The organism is Hyphomicrobium sp. B1 (assembly GCF_049532635.1).
Classification (GTDB): domain Bacteria; phylum Pseudomonadota; class Alphaproteobacteria; order Rhizobiales; family Hyphomicrobiaceae; genus Hyphomicrobium_B.
Genome location: NZ_CP134871.1, coordinates 1,582,214 through 1,600,283, shown reverse-complemented (window position 1 = coordinate 1,600,283; position 18,070 = coordinate 1,582,214). Strand labels below are relative to the sequence as shown.

At 60.4% G+C, this 18,070-nt stretch carries 16 protein-coding genes; 8 read left to right on the top strand and 8 right to left on the bottom strand.

What is annotated here, in order from left to right:
• Positions 1–11: 11 nt before the first annotated feature.
• The 5 genes from RLW55_RS07805 to RLW55_RS07785 all read right to left on the bottom strand — a co-directional run bounded on the left by RLW55_RS07805 (position 12) and on the right by RLW55_RS07785 (position 5,991).
• Positions 12–2,180 (bottom strand): RNA degradosome polyphosphate kinase, encoded by a 2,169-nt coding sequence (locus tag RLW55_RS07805; RefSeq protein WP_423416052.1) that lies wholly within the window; start codon positions 2,178–2,180, stop codon positions 12–14.
• 97 nt (positions 2,181–2,277) lie between these two features.
• Positions 2,278–2,952 (bottom strand): DnaA ATPase domain-containing protein, encoded by a 675-nt coding sequence (locus tag RLW55_RS07800; protein WP_409561187.1) that lies wholly within the window; start codon positions 2,950–2,952, stop codon positions 2,278–2,280.
• Between the two features lie 3 nt (positions 2,953–2,955).
• On the bottom strand, positions 2,956–4,047 hold the full coding sequence (locus RLW55_RS07795) for an AI-2E family transporter (RefSeq protein WP_409561188.1): 1,092 nt from the start codon (positions 4,045–4,047) through the stop codon (positions 2,956–2,958).
• A 57-nt stretch (positions 4,048–4,104) separates the two neighbouring features.
• Complete coding sequence (locus RLW55_RS07790) at positions 4,105–4,659, bottom strand: CDP-alcohol phosphatidyltransferase family protein (protein WP_013949717.1); 555 nt, start codon at positions 4,657–4,659, stop codon at positions 4,105–4,107.
• Positions 4,660–4,854: 195 nt separating this feature from the next.
• On the bottom strand, positions 4,855–5,991 hold the full coding sequence (locus RLW55_RS07785; protein ID WP_423416051.1) for a DUF2066 domain-containing protein: 1,137 nt from the start codon (positions 5,989–5,991) through the stop codon (positions 4,855–4,857).
• Between the two features lie 240 nt (positions 5,992–6,231).
• Here RLW55_RS07785 and purM point away from each other — a divergent pair, with 240 nt between their 5' ends.
• Positions 6,232–7,368, top strand: a complete 1,137-nt coding sequence (purM, locus tag RLW55_RS07780; RefSeq protein WP_423416050.1) for a phosphoribosylformylglycinamidine cyclo-ligase — start codon at positions 6,232–6,234, stop codon at positions 7,366–7,368.
• A 38-nt stretch (positions 7,369–7,406) separates the two neighbouring features.
• Here purM and RLW55_RS07775 read toward each other — a convergent pair whose 3' ends face one another.
• Entirely contained in the window at positions 7,407–9,227 is a 1,821-nt protein-coding gene (locus tag RLW55_RS07775; protein WP_423416049.1) for a methanol/ethanol family PQQ-dependent dehydrogenase, read from the bottom strand.
• 252 nt (positions 9,228–9,479) lie between these two features.
• Here RLW55_RS07775 and RLW55_RS07770 point away from each other — a divergent pair, with 252 nt between their 5' ends.
• The 3 genes from RLW55_RS07770 to RLW55_RS07760 all read left to right on the top strand — a co-directional run bounded on the left by RLW55_RS07770 (position 9,480) and on the right by RLW55_RS07760 (position 11,487).
• Entirely contained in the window at positions 9,480–9,737 is a 258-nt protein-coding gene (locus RLW55_RS07770) for a hypothetical protein (RefSeq protein WP_409561192.1), read from the top strand.
• 212 nt (positions 9,738–9,949) lie between these two features.
• On the top strand, positions 9,950–11,053 hold the full coding sequence (locus RLW55_RS07765; protein ID WP_423416048.1) for a glycosyltransferase family 4 protein: 1,104 nt from the start codon (positions 9,950–9,952) through the stop codon (positions 11,051–11,053).
• Between the two features lie 68 nt (positions 11,054–11,121).
• Entirely contained in the window at positions 11,122–11,487 is a 366-nt protein-coding gene (locus RLW55_RS07760) for a hypothetical protein (protein WP_423416047.1), read from the top strand.
• A gap of 165 nt (positions 11,488–11,652) precedes the next feature.
• Here the strand turns inward: RLW55_RS07760 and RLW55_RS07755 are convergent, their stop codons facing one another.
• A complete protein-coding gene (locus RLW55_RS07755) occupies positions 11,653–12,960 on the bottom strand; it encodes a glycosyltransferase (RefSeq protein ID WP_423416046.1) in 1,308 nt (435 codons plus the stop codon).
• 230 nt (positions 12,961–13,190) lie between these two features.
• Between RLW55_RS07755 and purN the strand changes: the two genes are divergently transcribed.
• The 4 genes from purN to RLW55_RS07735 all read left to right on the top strand — a co-directional run bounded on the left by purN (position 13,191) and on the right by RLW55_RS07735 (position 17,553).
• Entirely contained in the window at positions 13,191–13,844 is a 654-nt protein-coding gene (gene purN, locus RLW55_RS07750) for a phosphoribosylglycinamide formyltransferase (RefSeq protein ID WP_423416045.1), read from the top strand.
• Between the two features lie 191 nt (positions 13,845–14,035).
• Positions 14,036–15,397, top strand: coding sequence for a cytochrome P450 (locus RLW55_RS07745; protein WP_423416044.1), 1,362 nt, complete (start codon positions 14,036–14,038; stop codon positions 15,395–15,397).
• Positions 15,398–15,798: 401 nt separating this feature from the next.
• Positions 15,799–15,996, top strand: coding sequence for a hypothetical protein (locus RLW55_RS07740; RefSeq protein ID WP_013949728.1), 198 nt, complete (start codon positions 15,799–15,801; stop codon positions 15,994–15,996).
• A gap of 243 nt (positions 15,997–16,239) precedes the next feature.
• Positions 16,240–17,553, top strand: coding sequence for a dicarboxylate/amino acid:cation symporter (locus tag RLW55_RS07735; RefSeq protein ID WP_423416043.1), 1,314 nt, complete (start codon positions 16,240–16,242; stop codon positions 17,551–17,553).
• Here the strand turns inward: RLW55_RS07735 and RLW55_RS07730 are convergent.
• Complete coding sequence (locus RLW55_RS07730) at positions 17,550–18,059, bottom strand: DinB family protein (protein ID WP_423416042.1); 510 nt, start codon at positions 18,057–18,059, stop codon at positions 17,550–17,552. The genes RLW55_RS07735 and RLW55_RS07730 overlap by 4 nt on opposite strands.
• Positions 18,060–18,070 lie beyond the last annotated feature (11 nt).

The following is an 18,070-nucleotide window of genomic DNA, read 5'->3' as shown; positions in this document are numbered from 1 at the left end:
AAGCTCCGGGCCTAACCAGGCTGGCGGAAACGTTGCGGGAAGCTCTCTTTCAGAGACTGTCCGCGGCCCGAAAGCGAAGGATTGGTCATGAAGTACTTATGGGCATTGAAGGCTTCCTCCCCCGGACCCGGTTCGATCCGAGTCGCGCTGCCGTCGGAATTGATCCGCCAGCTCTGCTGGTTGTCTTTCAGGTTCGCAACCATGATCTGATTCAGCACTTGCTCGTGGACTGTCGGATTCTTAATCGGCGCCAAGGCTTCGACGCGCCGGTCAAGATTTCGAGGCATCATATCGGCGGAGCTGATGTAGACGGCGGCCTTGGGGGAAGGCAAGGCCTCTCCATTGGCAAAACAATAAATGCGCGAGTGCTCGAGGAACCGGCCGACGATGCTTTTTACGCGGATGTTGCTCGATAGCCCCGGAATCCCCGGACGCAGGCAGCAAATGCCACGCACGACGAGATCGATCGGCACACCGGCGTTGCTGGCATCATAAAGGGAAGAAATGATCTGCTGATCGACGAGCGCGTTCATTTTCCACCAGATGCCGGACGGTTTGCCCGCCTTCGCATTCCTGATCTCTTCGGCAATGTGCGTCATGATACGGTTGCGAATGCCGTGCGGGCTCGCGGCCATGCATTCTAGTTCCACAGGCTCACCGTAGCCCGTGACGAAATTCAGAATGCGCGTGACATCGCGTGCGACCATCGGGTCGGTCGTGAAGAGGGAAAGATCCGTATACACACGCGCCGTTTGCGGATGGTAGTTGCCGGTGCCGATGTGGCAGTAGGTCGTGAGGTCGGTGCCTTCGCGGCGGACAACGAAGCCAAGCTTGGCGTGGGTCTTCAATTCGGTGAAGCCGTAGACGACGTGGACGCCCGCACTTTCGAGATCGCGCGCCCAGCGGATGTTCGCCGCTTCGTCAAAGCGCGCCTTGAGCTCAACAACGGCCGTCACCGACTTACCGGCTTCCACGGCTTCTTTCAGCGCCTGAATGATCGGGCTGTCGCGCGAGGTGCGATAGAGCGTCCATTTGATCGCCATGACGTTCGGATCGGCAACGGCCTGGCGCAGGTACTGCACGACGACGTCGAAGCTTTCGTAGGGATGATGGACGAGGATGTCCTTGTTGCGGATCGCGGCGAAACAGTCGCCGGAAAATTCGCGAATGCGTTCGGGAAAGCGGATCGTGAACGGCTTGAACAGCAATTCCGGTCGGTCGGACACAATGAGCTGGGTGGTATCGGCGAGCGCCAGAATACCTTCCTTCACGAAAACACTTTCATCGCGCACTTCGAGTTCGTCGATGACGAACTTGCGAAGCTTTTCCGGCATGCGTGAATCGATCTCGAGCCGAATGACGTTGCCGCGGCGGCGGCGCTTCAACTGGCTTTCGTAGGAGCGGACGAGATCTTCGGCTTCCTCCTGGAATTCGATATCGCTGTCGCGCAGCACGCGGAACGTGCCCTGGCTCTTGATTTCGAAGCCTGAGAACAGTTCAGACAAATGCATGCCGATGACGTTTTCGAGCTGAATGAAACGCACGTCGTGCGGCTTGTCGGGATGTGTTTCGAGACGAATGAAACGTTCGAGCTGACCGGGAATGGGGATCAGGCCGTTCATGGTCTTGCCGTCGACCGGGCGCACCATTTCCACCGCGATCGTCATGGCCTTGTTGAGGATGAACGGAAACGGATGCGCAGGATCGGCGGCGATGGGCGTCAGGATCGGAAAGATGTGACTCAGAAAGAGCTTTTCCAACCAGGCGCGTTCGCCATCCGTCAAATCTTTCGGCTGAAGAACATGCAGCCCGGCTGCGCTAAGCTCGTCTTTGATGGTTCGCCAATTCAACTGCTCGTCGGCAACGAGGCCTGTTACAAACTTATTGATGGCGGCGAGCTGCTGCATCGGCGTCATACCGTCTTGTGACAGCGTCGTGACACCGGCGCGGATCTGGCCATACACGCCGGCCGCGCGCACCATGTAGAATTCATCGAGGTTGGCAGCGGCGATCGATAGGAAGCGCAACCGTTCGAGAAGCGGGTGCTGCCGATTGCCCGCTTCTTCAAGAACACGGCGATTGAACTGGAGCCACGACAGCTCGCGATTGTAGAAGCGGTCCGGCCCCTCGGGCACGTCTGGAACGTTTGCCTTGCTGCTTCTGCTTTTCACGGTCGCCATGATGGGGAAATGCTCCGAAATCCGGTTCAAGAAATCCATATAGTAGGTTTACACCCAAATGACGAATGGGTGGGTGACAGCCGATTCTTAAGCTGATTCAATAGCCCAGTGCGTCGAGCGTGGCAGCGGCAATCGCGCGCGTCAGCCGCCGCTGCAGGGCGAGCGCCCGGCGGTCAGCCGCCGACACGAACCGTTCTGCCGCCAGCATCGATCGCTCCATGCGAACGAGCACGTAATCGACGAGTTGCGGCTCGACGCTCAACTGCCGGTCGGCGAAGAGCTTGACGAGGACGGCGCGCAACAGCGCATCGTCCGGCGGATCGATGGTCGCGAGCGGCAGAGCTTTCAGACGGGAGCGGAAGTCCGGCAGGGTGATCGAGAGATCGCCCGGCGCAGTATCCGTCGTCAGCAGGATCTGCAGCCGCTGCTCGCGCACAAGGTTCAAGAGGTGAAACAGCGCAGCTTCGTCAGCGGCGTTCTGGATGTCCTCAATCAGAACCGCGCCGGCTGCCGCAACCTTGGGAACGGTTTCGCGCGAGATCTGGGACGCCTCGACCGCCGTCGCGCCGGCGCGCGTCAGCCAGACGTTCGCAAGATGGGTTTTCCCGCTGCCCTTGGCCCCCGCGATGACCGCCGCGCCGATGGGCCAATCGGGCCAACGATCGACAAGGCTCACCGCGGCCGCGTTCGACTCTGAGACGAGAAAATCTTCAAGTCCCATTGCCGCGCGGTGCGGAAGTTCAAAGACAAGCTGCTGTGGCGTCGTGGTCATGGATTAGGGTTGCTGCGGATCCTTTGGCGCCGCTTCGACCTCTCCCTGATAGACAGAGGAGTCGAGATACTTTCGGAGCGCGAAACGTACGAGCACGCCGATTGCGGCGGAAACCGGCACGGCAACGAGAAGACCTAAAAATCCGAACAGATAGCTGAAGGTCAACAGCGCAAAAATTACCCAGACAGGATGAAGCCCGACTTCGGAGCCGATGATGTAGGGACTCAGGATCGCAGACTCGAGCGCCTGTCCGACGAGTAGGATGCCGACAATGACCAGGATGGGCGTGAACTCGGGCCAATACTGAACTATCGCAAGCAGCATGGCCGTTATTGCGCCAATCGACCATCCGAATACAGGAATGAAGGACGCGAGCCCTGTCGCCACGCCGACGAGAAGGCCGTAATTCAGTCCAGCCACGCTGTAGGCGCCCGCGTAGTAGATTGCGAGCAGAATGCAAACGACGCCTTGGCCGCGGATGAAAGCCGAGATGCGTGAATCGATTTCAGTGGCGAGTCCACGAATCTCATCGGCTCCGTCGCGGGGCAGCCAGGAATCGATTTTCGCGACGATGCTGGGCCAGTCGAGCAACACATAGAAGAACACCACCGGCGTGATGAGGACGACCGTAAAAAAGTTGTATGCGGCGGTGCCTTGAGTCCAGATGCTTCCCGCAAAACTTGCGAGCAATGATGGAACGGCCTTGCTGAGGCTGTCCAGAGCGTTGCGAACCGTTGCCTCAGCCTCAGGATAGCGGGGTCCGAGATGGTCGCGCGCAGTGGTCTCAATCAGTGACTTCAGGCGGTCGATTGCTCCTGGCGCAGACTCGATGAAACCCGCTGCCTGCTGAAAGAGAATGGGGACGACGAAGACAAGCGCTAAAATGATCAGCAAAGTCGAAAACGCGAGCAGCAGGATCGTCGCGATCCAGCGCGGAATACCGATGCGGCCCATCGCATCGACGACGGGACTCAGAAAGTAGGCGAGCGTCAGACCGATGGCGAACGGCAGCAATGCCGGAGCGATGAGCTGCACGATATAGGCAAACAGCAACGCCGTCGCCGTCCAGAACAGCGCGTGCCGCTCAAAATGCATAGGTCCCGATCCTCACCCAATTGCCGAAGCACCCCGAAACAGCATGGCCTTAAATGCTCAGCTTTTCGAGCCGGGAGTTTCGTATACCGTCATGTGCCGCAGCCAGACGCGCAAATAAGCAACGAGGGAGGCAACCGTGGTGGCGGCGGCGAGCAGGGTTAGTAGTTGTACCGGCCCTTTCAGCCTCAGACCGAACGCTTCATCGGCAAGCACGGTTCCGGCCAGCACGATTTGAGCAACAGTGTTCATCTTGCTGATGGCGAGTGGCTTCATCGGCGTGGGGTGGTCGAGAAGCCAAGACAGGACGACGGCGATGACGATCAGCACGTCGCGCGATACGACCAGGATCACCAGCCACGACGGCAGGCGGCCCGTCACGCCCAGCGCCACGAAGATGCAGACGATCAGCAATTTATCAGCTAGCGGATCGAGATAAGCGCCAAGCTCGGTTTCCCAATTGAAGCGCTTGGCCAAGAAGCCATCGACCGCATCGGAAATACCGGCGACGACGAATGCCAGAAATGCCGCTTGCAGCTCACCGGTCAGCAAAAGCCAGAAGACCACAGGTACGAGGATAACCCGACCGAGCGTAATTAAATTTGGAATGCTCACGCCGTTATTGACCCCGTCTCTCCCTGCAACCCGGCCGTCTCGATATCCGGGCGGCGCGAACCTACCCTCTCGACGTTTGTCTCGTCGAGAACAACCTCCTTTGCAGTGCGGTAAAACAAAAGGGAGGAACACGCATCGTTTGGCGTGAGACGACGCGATCCGCGGCAGGTCAGAGTTTTATATTTTCTATGCTTTTCAATAACTTGGGCGAAGAACCCAACCGGAGGATGTGTTGGCGAGGCTTAACCCACGAGCGCCCAGCGCGTTCGCAAGACTTGCAGCGCCGCCGGGATATTTAAGTGACACGTCGGCGCTTCGGTCCGACACAGACCCGATATTCAGGGCATCGACGCCGGGCGTATCGAGAAGTTGCCCACGCATCTCGTCCCACTGATCGGAATTGCCGAAGACCACGGTCAACCTCACGTCTTCGCCGCTGCCCGTCGTCGAGGCGGCCCAGACAGGCATGTTCGAAGGCGGCGCAGCGGCCGTGTCGAGGACGCCGGCTTTAACCGCCTTCCAGCGTCCCTCCAAGATGCCGAGCGAGATGACGGCCGCCAATTGCGAGGCGTAATCGAGATCACCGTCGTTAATGCGATACACCCGCTTCAACAAAAGTCCGCCGACGGCGTCACTGCCCGCGATCGTTACGTTGAGCCGCTTGGCCGCCATGTCCGGCTCGGCAATGGCGAGAACGACCAGACCCTCACCGTACTCGGCTTTGAGCTTCTGCAGCGCGCTGTCCTGGCCGGACATCAGCGCGATTATCGTGTCGGTCTGGATCGAGGGCTTTAAATCCTTCATGACGACAGGCGTGATCGTGTGCGTGAGATCGAGGGTCGACCAAGCGCGGTGCCACAGGCCTCTGTCGTTGCTCGCCGTTGGCGGGGTGCCCTGCAAGAGCACCGTTACGACCGTCACCGGCGGGGCCTGCTGATCGACGAAGGGAATGCCCTGCTGCGTCAGAAGTGAACGCACGCCGTCCGGCTGAAACGAGAAATCGAGGCCGGCATAGTAGGTCGTCGAGGAATTGCGTTCCGAACGCACCGAGATGCCTGAGATGAGATCGCCTGCCTTCACGTCGCGGAGCCGATCCAACTGCTTATACGCGGTTACAGGAACCAAGCGCTTCAACAGCGAGCGGAACGCGGCCTGTTGGCCCTCGCTCATGGCCTGCTCCTTGGCGGCAACCGCATTGGCGGCCGTCGCCTCGACAGGATAGTTCCCGACCGTGTATGGCGCGTCGGCGTCGGCGCGCGCGGGCGCGACATCAACGCCTGCCAGAACGGACGAAATCAGAATAGCAATGGCGAGGCAGCGGCTCGCAAGCACCGTTAATCCCCCATCTTTGTCGTGTTGCAGGACCACTCAAGCCGGCAAGACCAGCGCTGCGACATCCCGTGGAACCCAGAGGTCAGTGCTTCGTTTGCTCTCAGGTCCAGTCGCTGCTACGACCCCCATGACGGGTTGGCAATGGGGCAAAAGTGAGTTTAACCGAACCTTTCCCCGCTGCGATGCTTGCAAGACCGCTCACCCTGTTGCATCCGGCATTCCAAACGACCACGAGGATTGATGTCCGCGGCTGACGAAAATTCGCAAAAACCCATCACCTACGCCGACGCGGGTGTCGATATTGACGCAGGAAATGCGCTTGTCGCAGCTATCAAGCCGCTGGCGAAGGCAACGAGCCGTCCGGGCGCCGACGTTGACCTTGGCGGGTTCGGCGGTCTCTTCGATTTAAAGCGCACGGGATTTCGCGATCCGATCCTTGTGGCCGCAAACGATGGCGTCGGTACGAAGCTCAAGATCGCGATCGACACGGGACGGCACGCGACCATCGGCATCGACCTCGTCGCGATGTGCGTCAACGATCTCGTCGTCCAGGGAGCAGAGCCGCTTTTCTTTCTCGATTATTTCGCGGTCGGGAAGCTCGACGTGAACGTCGCGCGCGATGTCATCGCGGGAATAGCGGAAGGCTGCCGGCTCGCCGGATGCGCGCTGATCGGTGGTGAGACGGCGGAGATGCCCGGCGTCTACAAAGGCGGCGACTATGATCTCGCAGGGTTCTCGGTCGGCGCGGTCGAACGCGACGAAATTCTGCCCCGCGCCGATGTCGGCGTCGGCGATATTCTAATCGGCCTTAAATCGTCGGGCGTGCATTCGAACGGCTACAGCCTCGTGCGCAAGCTCGTCGAACACGCCAAGCTCGACTGGGACGCGCCCGCGCCGTTTGCCCATTCGCAAAACGAGACGTTGTCAGAAGCGCTGCTGACGCCGACGCGGATCTACGTCAAGCCGCTCCTCAGCGCGATCCGGGCGACGGGCGGCTCCGGCTTGAACGGCGCGATCAAAGCGCTGTCGCATATCACGGGCGGCGGCCTTTCGGAGAACGTGCCGCGCGTCATGCCAAAGGATGTCGCAGCGCGGATCGACCTGTCGTCGTTCATAGCGCCCGGCTTGTTCGAATGGCTGGCAAAGACGGGTAATATTCCCGATACGGAGCTGCTGCGCACCTTCAACTGCGGCATCGGCATGATCGCAGTCGTATCGAAGGCGCGCGCCGACGATGTGATCGCGGCGCTGACATCGGCGGGTGAAGAGCCTGTCGTCATCGGCGACGTTATTCCGCCGACGGGTGAAAAATCGGAAGCCAAAGGCAAGGGCGAAGCCTGGGCCGTGAAGTACGACGGCAAGCTGCGGTTTTCCTGATCGTGGAGCCGATGGATCTCCGCGGCTTGAGCCGCCTTTCACGGCAGCGCGAACACCGTCAGTGTGCCGCCGAGACCTGTATAGCTCGATAGAGAAGCAAAGCCGCCGACTGCGCCGGAACCGTCTTCCGGATCGGTCAATCCGGCGGCGAGGCCGATGCCCGCCCATCCACCGACGCCTGAGAGGACGGCGACATATTGCTTGCCGTCGTGCATGTAGGTCATCGGATTGCCGACGATGCCGGACGGCGTCTTGAACTTGAAAAGTTCCTTGCCGGTCTTCTGGTCTACCGCTTTCAGATAGCCTTCTAGAGTGCCGTAAAAGACGATGCCGCCCGCCGTCGTCAGAGCGCCCGACCACACGGCGAAGCGTTCCGGCTTCGACCACACGGTTTTGCCTTTGGCGCCGTCCCACGCGATGAAAGCCCCGGTGTTGCCGTTTTCGCCCGGCGCGGGAAACATCGTCAACGTCGCGCCGACGTACGGCTGGCCGACCTGATACGACACCTTGAAAGCTTCCATATCCATGCAGAGGCGCGTCACCGGAACGTAGAACAGGCTGGTGAGCGGCGAATAGGCCGCCGGCTGCTGGTTCTTCGCGCCCATCGACGACGGGCAAATGCCTTTCGTCACGTCGTCCGTTCCCGTCTCGAACGGCGAGAACTTTTTATTGATGAGCGGGCGTCCGTATTGCGGATCGCTCTTGTCCGTCACGACCTTCGTCGCCCAATTGACGTCCGGCTCGAATTTTTCTGCGACGAGCAGCTCGCCGGTAACGCGATCCAACGTGTAGCCGAAGCCGTTACGGTCGAAGTGGGTCAGCGCCTTGCGCTTGACGCCATCAATATCGAGGTCGGTCAAGATAGGTTCATTGACGCCGTCATAGTCCCACTCATCGAACGGGGTCATCTGATAGACCCACTTGGCGATGCCGGTGTCGGCGTCACGGGCGAAAATCGTCTGCGACCATTTCTGGTCGATGCGCTTACCGCCGGGCCCTGCGCGCTGCACTGGGTTCCATGTCGAAGGATTGCCGGAGCCGTAGTAAATCAGATTGAGAGCCGGATCGTAGGCCATGTAGCCCCAGACCGGTCCGCCGCCGATCTTCCACTGGTCGCCGTTCCAAGTCTTGAGCGAGGAATCCTTGCCGACCGGCTTGCCGAGCGATGTCGTTTTGTCGGGGTCGATCAGCATGTCGGCGTCCGGTCCCATCGAATAGGCGCGCCAGACGCGATGGCCGGAATTCAAATCGTAGGCGGTGATGTAGCAGCGGACGCCAAACTCGCCGCCCGAGACACCGACGATCACCTTGTCTTTCACGACGAGCGGCGCACCGGTTCCTGACGCGCCATTCTTCGGATCGTCTTCCTTGACCTTCCAGATTTCCATGCCGGTCTTGGCGTCAAGCGCGATGAGCGAAGTATCGGCCGTATGCACGAGGATTTTGCCCTCGGCATACTGCACGCCGCGGTCGACCGTGTCGCAACACATCACGGCAGCGGCGAACGGGTCCTGCTTGGGCTGGTACTTCCAGAGAATCTTCTGCTCATGCGCGAGGTCGAGCGCCATCACGACGTTCGGAAACGGCGTCACGAGGTACATGACATCACCAATAACCAGCGGGCCGCCTTCGTGGCCGCGCAACACGCCGGTCGAGAACGTCCACGCGACGCGAAGGTCGCCGACGTTCGAGGCGTTGATCTGATCGAGCTTCGAATAGCGGTGGCCGCTGTAGTCTCCCGATTGGATCGCCCAGTTGGCGGGATCGCTGGCGAGCGTTTGGACATCCTGGTTCGCTGACGCCTGGGTCGCGAAGCCCAATGCCGCCAAGACGGCCACGAGGCCCAAACACTTCGTCATTCCAATTCCTCCCGAGATCCGGCTTGGTCTCGGGCCCGGCATATCAGGACCCAAGAGCCGGGCGTACCAGACTTTTGTCGGCCGGAGATGAAAACGCGGCAAGCTGAAGCGCCATCGCGGAAAATCCCGGAATTGCGCTGTTACTCGCGTCGCGCATTAACGACTTGCAATCCGGCGGTCAGCGAACTGCCACGGAACTGAAAAATTCCGCGTCTACTCACGCCGCTCCGTAAACTATACAGGAGCACCCACATGGCTGGCCCTACCTCAGACCTCGCTGTGGGCGAAATCATCGAGATCAAATATCGCGTGCCGCGTCCGGCATTCGACGGGCTGGCGGACGAGCAATTTTCCGACCGCTGGATCATGGCCGAGATCATCCATCGGGATGAGGACGCGCCGCCGATCGCCCGTCTCGCCGACGGGCAGTTTACCGATATCCGCGCCTATATGACGTGGCGCCGGATCGCCCAGCTAAGCGCGACTGACGTTGCACGATGCAAGTCTTGAGGCTTCGTAGAGGTTAAATTGCAGATTGTTCGGGCAATTCCTGCCAACTGTCACACAATCGAAAACTGGTGAGGTCAGAAGCGGATTAAAATACGCCGTTAGATAGATTCGGACCTGCTTCTCGTCATGCTCTCTGGCCCGCTCGGCGATTTTGCGGATCGCGCCGCTCACAGCCTGTCATCGGCGCGGCGCCCCAACATCGAGGTAGCGTGATGCGAATATTCATCGCGACCGACGCCTGGAAGCCGCAGGTCAACGGTGTCGTCCGCACCTACGAGAACCTGAAGCGCGAGCTTGAAGCCGCGGGCCACATGGTCACGATCCTATCGCCGTTGGATTTCGCGACGCTGCCGTGTCCCGGCTATCGCGAGATCCGGTTGGCGCTGGCGCGGCGGTCGCAGGTTGCCGCGCTGCTGAAAGAGGGCAATTACGATCACGTGCACATCGCGACGGAAGGGCCGATCGGGCTTGCTACGCGCGGCGTCTGCCTGCGCAAGGGCATTCGCTTCACGACGTCGTTCCATACGCGGTTTCCGGAATACATCGAGGCCTACACCGGTCTGCCGGCGTGGATCAGCTACGCGTTTCAGCGTTGGTTTCACCGGCCCGGCATCGGCATGTTCGTCGCAACGCGATCGCTGAAGACGGAATTGTCGGGACGCGGGTTCCGGCGGCTGATGCTGTGGTCGCGCGGCGTCGATACTGCGCAATTCAAGCCGCGCGCGAAAATGGGCGACGCTGAAGACGCCGCCGCCAAAGCCGGGCCGACGTTTCTCTACGTCGGCCGCGTCTCGCGCGAAAAGAATGTCGAGGCGTTCCTCAATCTCGATCTGCCGGGCCGAAAGGTCGTTGTCGGCGACGGGCCGATCCTCGGACTTCTGCGGAGCCGGTATCCCGATGTCGTCTTCAAGGGCGCTAAGACGGGCGAAGACCTGGCGCAGGAATATTCAAACGCCGACGTGTTCGTGTTTCCGAGCCGCACCGACACGTTCGGCCTGGTGCTGCTCGAAGCCATGGCTTCAGGCCTCGGTGTTGCGGCCTATCCGGTGACCGGGCCGATCGACGTCGTGACGCCCGGCGTGACCGGCTGCCTCGATGAAGACCTGCGGGCGGCGGCACTTGCGGCGTTGAAGCTCGACCGCGATCAGGTACGCGTGCAGGCCATGCGGCACGACTGGTCGCGCGTCGCCAATCTTTTCCTCGCCAACATCTATCAGGCGCGACGGGCAGCAGGGCTTGGCAAGCGTCTTGTCAAAGCACACGCGGCGAAACACCTACATATCAAGCCGCGGGCGACGGCGCGCCCGATCAGCTGATCGTTTCTCGCGGGGTGCAAACAAAAAAGCCGGAGCAATGCTCCGGCCCTCCGTTATCCTGATGTGCCGTGCGATCAGCGACGGTCGTCAAAGTCGCCCAGACGATTGAAGCAATCCTGAAGTCCCTGAGACCGGAAGAGCTGATCGCGTGCCAAGTCGGCGCGCCGAGCCCATCTGCACCAGCGAAAATGGTTGCGGGTATCAGTATCCCATTGCGGACCGCGGAAACCACAGCGATAGCGGATATTGGCATCAGCCTGAACCTGCGCGATGCGGGCATAGACTTCGCAGCTCGCGCGTTTGCCTTCGACATCGCCACGGCGATCGTCCTTGCCGAAGCGGAAGCTGAAGCCGCGATCATCCAGCCGAATGGTCTGAGATGTGGCGGTCCCGGCAGTTCCTGCGATGATGATAGCAGCCAGGATGATCCTTGAGCTGAGCATGTTTTCTCCTCGTTCTTTGACGCTCGCGCCTATACGAGGAGAATTTGGCCTGACTGTTGCGCTAACATGGCGTCATCGCGGTGCGCATCGAAAACGAAGTTCACTGCCGATTGCGGGCGATCTCGCATTTATCCGTTGACGTCTTCGTTGCGCACTTTAAGCGGCGACGACCTGCGAAGCGCCGGTGTGCGCGGCGTCGCCTGCCGGCCCGCCGAGGAGCTTCTTGATAATCTCGACGGCGTTGGCGGCGCCGTCTTCCTGCTCCATGGCGCGGCCGATCTCGGCGGCCCTCAGCGCATACGATGGATTGGTCGCCACGTCGCGGATGCGGGCGGTCAATGCCTCAAGCGTCCAGTCCTGGATCGGGAGCTGGTCCGGCCCGGCGCCGAGCTGGAAGATCCGATGGCCCCAGTATTTTTGATCCATCATGAAGGGACCGACGAAGCTTGGACGTCCGGCACGCAAGGCCGACGTCGTCGTGCCGAGGCCGCCATGATGGATGACGGCGCCGACTTCGCGGAACAGTTTATCGTGCGGCACGAACTGGTCGATCAGATGGAAGTTGGCGGACAATGGCACGCGATCGAACTCGCCGCGCCCCTTGCCGAGGATCACACGCTGTCCGGCCGCCTCGCAGGCGCGCAAGATCATCTCGGTGCGTTCAAGGCCAAGCGCTGGCATGCTGCCGAAGCCGACGTAGATCGGACGCGGTCCGGCGGCCAGAAACTCCGCGAGCTTGCCGGATGGACGCCAATTCGGCGCCTCATCGCGGAACCAGTAACCTGTGAAGTAGATCTCGTCGCCTTCCGTGCTCGCGCGCGGCTGCAGAACTGGGCTGACGGGGTAGAGAACGGACGCACGCTTGCCGTGGACGCGATGCGGATGCTTCATCCAGAACGACCGGCCAAGGCCCAGCGACTTGCGGATCTCGCCGATGACACGCCGATAGGCCAGCCGCTGCAGTCCGAGCGTCTTGTAGCCGTACCGGTTCCAGGCCGGGATGCCGGTTCCGGGAATGACCGACAACAGGTTTTCGGCCGACGGCGAAACGGAGCCGAGACCGGCCATGACGGCAGGGATGTTTCGCGCTTCGGCGATTTCACCGGCGACCGAGATGACGGGATGGAAGATCATGGCATCGGCATCTGCGGTCGCAGCTACGGAATCGAGAAGGATGCTCTCGAACAGCGCCCGCATGTCGGGGCCGGGACTCAGCCATTTCTTGACCGTGACGAGCGTGTGGGCGCCGGCGATCTCCGCCATCTCGCCCTCTTTCATGAACTTCGAAAAATCCGTGCCGCAGCGGCGCGCTTCGAGCCCCTTGCTGCGGACGTAGTCCATGAAGTCTTCGGGAGCTGCGACGCTGACTTCGTAGCCAGCCTCTTTGAGCGCCAAGCCGAGGGCAACCATCGGCCCGACGTCGCCCAGCGTTCCAACGGTAAGCAATGAAATCCGGCGTGCCATTTCGACCCGATTTTGCAGATAACTGACCGCCGCGCGGCAGAAGCGCCGCTGACGTATCAGTCGCCCATTTCTGCGATCGTGGCCCCCGATCCCTTTCAGAATGCGTAAGGTGACACCCTGCTGCAACAACGGTCGTCAACCATGGCTAACAAACCCTGCGGCTCGTGGCGTTCATGTCTCACCTCAGATGCACTCGCGCACCGAAGCCTGCTCTGCTATTCCGGGCGGCCATGAGCACCAAGAAACGCACCGCCATTTTGATCTCCGGCCGCGGCTCGAACATGCAGTCGCTGGTGGCTGCTGCACGCGCCCCCGACTATCCGGCCGAGATCGTGCTTGTCGCTTCGAACCGGCCTGATGCCGCGGGTATCGCGTGGGCAGTGGAGCAGGGGCTGCCGACGGTCATCATCGACCACAAGGGCTACGGGTCGCGCGCGGCGTTCGAGCGGGCGCTCCAGTCGGCGCTTGATACGCACCATGTCGAGCTTGTCGCGCTTGCGGGCTTCATGCGGCTGATGACGCCCGAATTCGTCGCGCATTGGCAGAATCGGATGATCAACATCCATCCGTCGCTGCTGCCGAGCTTCAAGGGCCTGCACACGCACGAGCAGGCGATTGCGGCTGGCGTGAAGATCGCGGGCTGCACGGTTCATTATGTCCGGCCGGAGATGGATGCCGGTCCAATCATCGCGCAGGCGGCAGTTCCAGTCCTATCGAGTGATACCGCGGAGACACTCGCGGCCAAGATCCTCAAAGTGGAACACCGAGTTTACCCGGCAGCGTTAAGACTTGTCGCCGCAGGGCAGGTATGCTGCGAAGGGGAGAAAATTGTTATATCTTCGGAAGTTAGCGAAACGAACCCACTGTACTCTCCAGTGATCTGATCCACAGCGTCATTTGCTGGTTACCTTGCACTGGCCGTCGCATGGACAGGCACCCCCCAAACCGTGGTATTTCTATGGCTTCCGGAGAGGGAGATCCGGCGACCGAAGTGCAGCGCGAGCCCGATGGGCGCACGAAGCGCCCGCAAGGCTGATACGCGCACCGCTCCTCCGGTCCCGAATGGAGAATGCCTATGGAAACGACCCCCAGCCACACCCTGGGTCTCGGCGACGAATCTAGCATCTGGTTCAACCTGACGCCGCTATTGCGCGGCGATCCGGATAACCCGATGCGCATCCTCATGCAGATGATGGACCGTTACGGTCCTGTCCTGCCGGTCAATATGGCCAATCAACGTGTCGTGCTTATTTCAGAGCCCGAATATTTCAAGCACGTGCTGGTCACTAAAGCCGACAACTACATCAAATACTTCGACGGCCTGAAGCCGATCTTCGGCAAGTCGATGATCACGAACGACGGTGCGCTCTGGCAGAAGATCCGGATGCCGCAGCAGCCCGCGTTCCACCCCGACATGTTCGCCGAGTACATTCCGTACTTCCTGCGCGCGATCGATACGAAGATGGCGCTCTGGGCCGACCTTGCGAAAAGCGGCGAGACGGTCGAGATGGTCGAGCAGACGTGGACGCTCGCAGCCGACATGATCTGCAAGGCGCTGTTCGACCGCGATATGCCGTTCAATCCGCACGTCGTGTTCAAGTGCGTGAAGACCTATACCGACGTCATGAACCATCGCGACATCCGCCTGCGCAAACAGGCGGGCGAGATCTTCGAGTTGACCGACGAAGATCCGGCGAAGGCGATGGAAGTTTGGGCGAGCGTGCCGCCGGCCGTGATGGGCGCCGATCCGCGCGAGATGCGCGAGCGCACGCTGCTGAAGATGATCGAGGCGACGGTTGCCGATCCTTCCGTTCCGGAATTCGACCAGCAGCAGGCCATCGACGAGCTGAAACAGTATCTGTGGGCCGGCACCGAGACGACGGCTTTGACGCTGGCGTGGGCGCTTTATGAGACGTCGCGGCGGCCGGAAATGGCCGAACGGATTCGTCGCGAAGGCGATCAGGTCTACGGCGATCGCGAACCGACGGCGGCGGATTATTCCGGCCTCGCCTATACGCGCGCTGTCATCCAGGAAACGATGCGCATCTATCCGCCCGTCTGGAGCCTCATCCGCATCGCCGCGGCCGAAGACGAAATCGGCGGCGTCAAGATCAACCCGGGTGACCGCGTGTCGATCTTCAGCTACGGCGCGCACCACAATCCGAAATTCTGGCCCGAGCCTGAGTCCTTCCAGCCTGAGCGCTGGATGGCGGGCAACGCCAAGAAGCAAGTGAAATATAGCTATCTGCCGTTCGGTGCCGGCAAGCGTTCATGCATCGGCGGCGCGATGAGCCAAGTCGAGAACACGCTGGCGCTGTCGCGTCTTCTGCGTCGCTTCCGGCCCGAGTATGTCGGCAAGGATCCGGCTGGGCTCAACGCGACGGTGACGCTGACGCCGAAGGGCGGCTTGAAATTCAAAATCCACGAGCTGAGCTGACGCTTGTTGCCAGCGAATTGACGTTGAGATGCAGAATGGCCGGGAAATCGTCCCGGCCATTTCTTTTTCAGAACTTTTCAGCCGGATTTGCACTCAAGTCGTGCGCGTAACATCGCGTTACTCAATTTGATTCCTTGTCCGTGAATACCATTCGCAATGTTTTCCACAGGCAATATCGCGCCGCGATACAGGCTTTTACGCCCGCAAAGTGCTCAGGAAAGTGCAAATTCGAGTTGTAGAGAGGCTCGCATACGCGAGAGTGCCGGGTTTCCTGCACTGGTTAATGCTGTCATAGTCTCTGCACGTTAATGAATTAATAGCACATTCTGGATGTCACTGCCCCCCGTGTCGTCCAGACACAGCCGAAACGCCTACGTTCCAAACTCCAGGAGGCCCTCACCATGGAGTCCGTGAGAACCGTCGTACTTGGCAAGCCCGTCTTCTTGTTGACGGGTGCAAAACCGCGCAGATCGAAAGAAAAGAACGTCGCGGTTGCGCTAGACGTGGAAGCGCCCGAGAAATTGATAGAAACTGCACGCCGCAACCCCGATGCCGTTGCCTTCGGGTTCGTCGCGGGAAGTTGGGTCGCGGCCGCCTAAGCGCCGTCCACCGTCCGGCCTGCGGATGCGTCGGTGTGCATCTTTGGCAACCGGACGAAGCGCCACGAGGGTCAGTTCCGCCGCATTCGGCGCGACCCTCGCGGCGAATTCCACATTTGCCTTTGCCACCGGCTTTCGCATTCAACCATCGAACGAGATATTTCTGCGGCCGGAAACTATCGCGCCCGGAACGTCACCGTTAGTGTGCCGCCTCTCAATCGAGCGAGGCGCTAACGTCTTTTCATGCAGCAAGACTACGAAACCATTCTCGCGGAGCCACGTGGGAAGCCGTTCTATACCCATCTCTACTTCCAGGTCCTGACGGCGATCGCTCTGGGCGTTGGTCTTGGGCATCTCTATCCGTCCGCAGGCGAGGCCATGAAGCCGCTGGGCGACGGCTTCGTCAAACTCATCAAGATGCTGATCGGGCCGATCATCTTCGTTACGGTCGTGCACGGCATCGCGTCGATGGGCGACCTGAAAAAGGTCGGACGGGTCGGCATTAAAGCCCTCATCTACTTCGAGGTCCTCACGACGCTGGCGCTCGTCATCGGTCTGGTCGTCGTCAACGTTCTGAAGCCCGGTGCCGGCATGAACGTCGATATCGCGTCGCTCGATGCGAAGGCCGTCGCAAGCTTCGTTGCGAAATCGAAGGAAGAGTCGGCGGTCGGCTTCATTCTCGACATTATCCCGAACACGTTTCTCAGCGGCTTTGTCGACGGCAATATCCTGCAGGTTTTGCTGGTCGCCCTGCTCTTTGCGTTCGGGCTGCAGTCGCTTGGGCCGCGCGGCAAACCCATGCTTGATCTGGTCGCACAGATTGGCGACGTGCTGTTCAAGATGGTCGGCTTCATCATGAAGCTGGCACCCATTGGTGCGTTCGGAGCGATGGCCTTCACGGTCGGGCGATACGGCATCGACAAGCTGTCGAGCCTCGCCTTTCTGATGTTCGCCTTCTATCTAACGTGTCTGATTTTTCTGTTCGGCGTTCTGGGCGTAATCGCGCGGCTGTCAGGCTTTTCGATCCTGCGCTATCTCGCCTACATCAAGGACGAGTTGCTGATCGTTCTTGGGACGTCGTCCTCGGAGAGCGTCCTGCCGCGCCTCATTGCCAAGATGCGCAAGGCCGGCTGCGAGGAAAGCGTGGTCGGGCTTGTCGTACCGACCGGGTATTCGTTCAATCTCGACGGCACCTGCATTTACCTGACGATGGCCGCGATTTTCCTGGCACAGGCGACGAACACCGAGCTCACGATCTGGCATGAGGTGTCGATCCTCGGCGTATTGCTTCTCACGTCGAAAGGCGCTGCAGGCGTTACGGGATCGGGCTTCATCACGTTGGCCGCAACGCTCAGCACGACATCGCATATTCCGGTTGCGTCGCTGGCGCTGATCCTCGGGATCGACCGCTTCATGTCGGAAGGCCGGGCGCTCATGAACCTGATCGGCAATGGCATCGCGACCATTGTGATCGCCAAGTCGGAAGGTGCGATCGATGAGGAGACGTTTGAGCGGGAGCTGGGCGGAAACGGCGGTGTTATCGTCGACGCCGCCTAGGCGGGATCGGGCGAAAACGGCAGATCCGTCACGCCGGGATTGATGCCGAAGCCCGTCAGCATCGCATTCACCTGACCGCGATGATGGGTCTGGTGATTGAAGATGTGCATGAGGATCAGGGCTTTCGGACGGGTCATCTCGCGCCCGGCCGAACCTGAATACCAGGTCAAATCGCCTTCACAGCCGGATGCTTCGAAGCGATCGGTCCAATCTTCAATGACGCGGTCGAAGCGCTGGCGCTCGGCTTTCAGGGCGTCCCAGTCCTCGAATAATGTTGTGCTATCGGAAAGAGCGGGCTTGGCTGGCGGCGAAGCGGCTTCGAACCGCGACAGCCACATCTGATCAGCCCAGAGAATATGGTTCAGCGTGGCGTGGATCGAGCCGAAGAACGCATCGCGATTATCTTTCCGCTGGGCGTCCGTCAGTTGTTCGCAGGCCCGGTAGACGCTGGCGTTCTGCCAACTGTTGTAGCGGGCCATTGTGCGGAGGTAGGACGGCGAAATCATCGCCATTTTCC

Coding starts and splice junctions, on each gene's coding strand:
- RLW55_RS07745 (WP_423416044.1), top strand. CDS start 14,036: ATGGAAACGACCCCCAGCCACACCCTGGGTCTCGGCGACGAATCTAGC.
- purM (WP_423416050.1), top strand. CDS start 6,232: ATGTCCGCGGCTGACGAAAATTCGCAAAAACCCATCACCTACGCCGAC.
- RLW55_RS07755 (WP_423416046.1), bottom strand. CDS start 12,960: ATGGCACGCCGGATTTCATTGCTTACCGTTGGAACGCTGGGCGACGTC.
- RLW55_RS07800 (WP_409561187.1), bottom strand. CDS start 2,952: ATGACCACGACGCCACAGCAGCTTGTCTTTGAACTTCCGCACCGCGCG.
- RLW55_RS07775 (WP_423416049.1), bottom strand. CDS start 9,227: ATGACGAAGTGTTTGGGCCTCGTGGCCGTCTTGGCGGCATTGGGCTTC.
- RLW55_RS07770 (WP_409561192.1), top strand. CDS start 9,480: ATGGCTGGCCCTACCTCAGACCTCGCTGTGGGCGAAATCATCGAGATC.
- RLW55_RS07805 (WP_423416052.1), bottom strand. CDS start 2,180: ATGGCGACCGTGAAAAGCAGAAGCAGCAAGGCAAACGTTCCAGACGTG.
- purN (WP_423416045.1), top strand. CDS start 13,191: ATGAGCACCAAGAAACGCACCGCCATTTTGATCTCCGGCCGCGGCTCG.
- RLW55_RS07740 (WP_013949728.1), top strand. CDS start 15,799: ATGGAGTCCGTGAGAACCGTCGTACTTGGCAAGCCCGTCTTCTTGTTG.
- RLW55_RS07795 (WP_409561188.1), bottom strand. CDS start 4,047: ATGCATTTTGAGCGGCACGCGCTGTTCTGGACGGCGACGGCGTTGCTG.
- RLW55_RS07735 (WP_423416043.1), top strand. CDS start 16,240: ATGCAGCAAGACTACGAAACCATTCTCGCGGAGCCACGTGGGAAGCCG.
- RLW55_RS07765 (WP_423416048.1), top strand. CDS start 9,950: ATGCGAATATTCATCGCGACCGACGCCTGGAAGCCGCAGGTCAACGGT.
- RLW55_RS07730 (WP_423416042.1), bottom strand. CDS start 18,059: ATGATTTCGCCGTCCTACCTCCGCACAATGGCCCGCTACAACAGTTGG.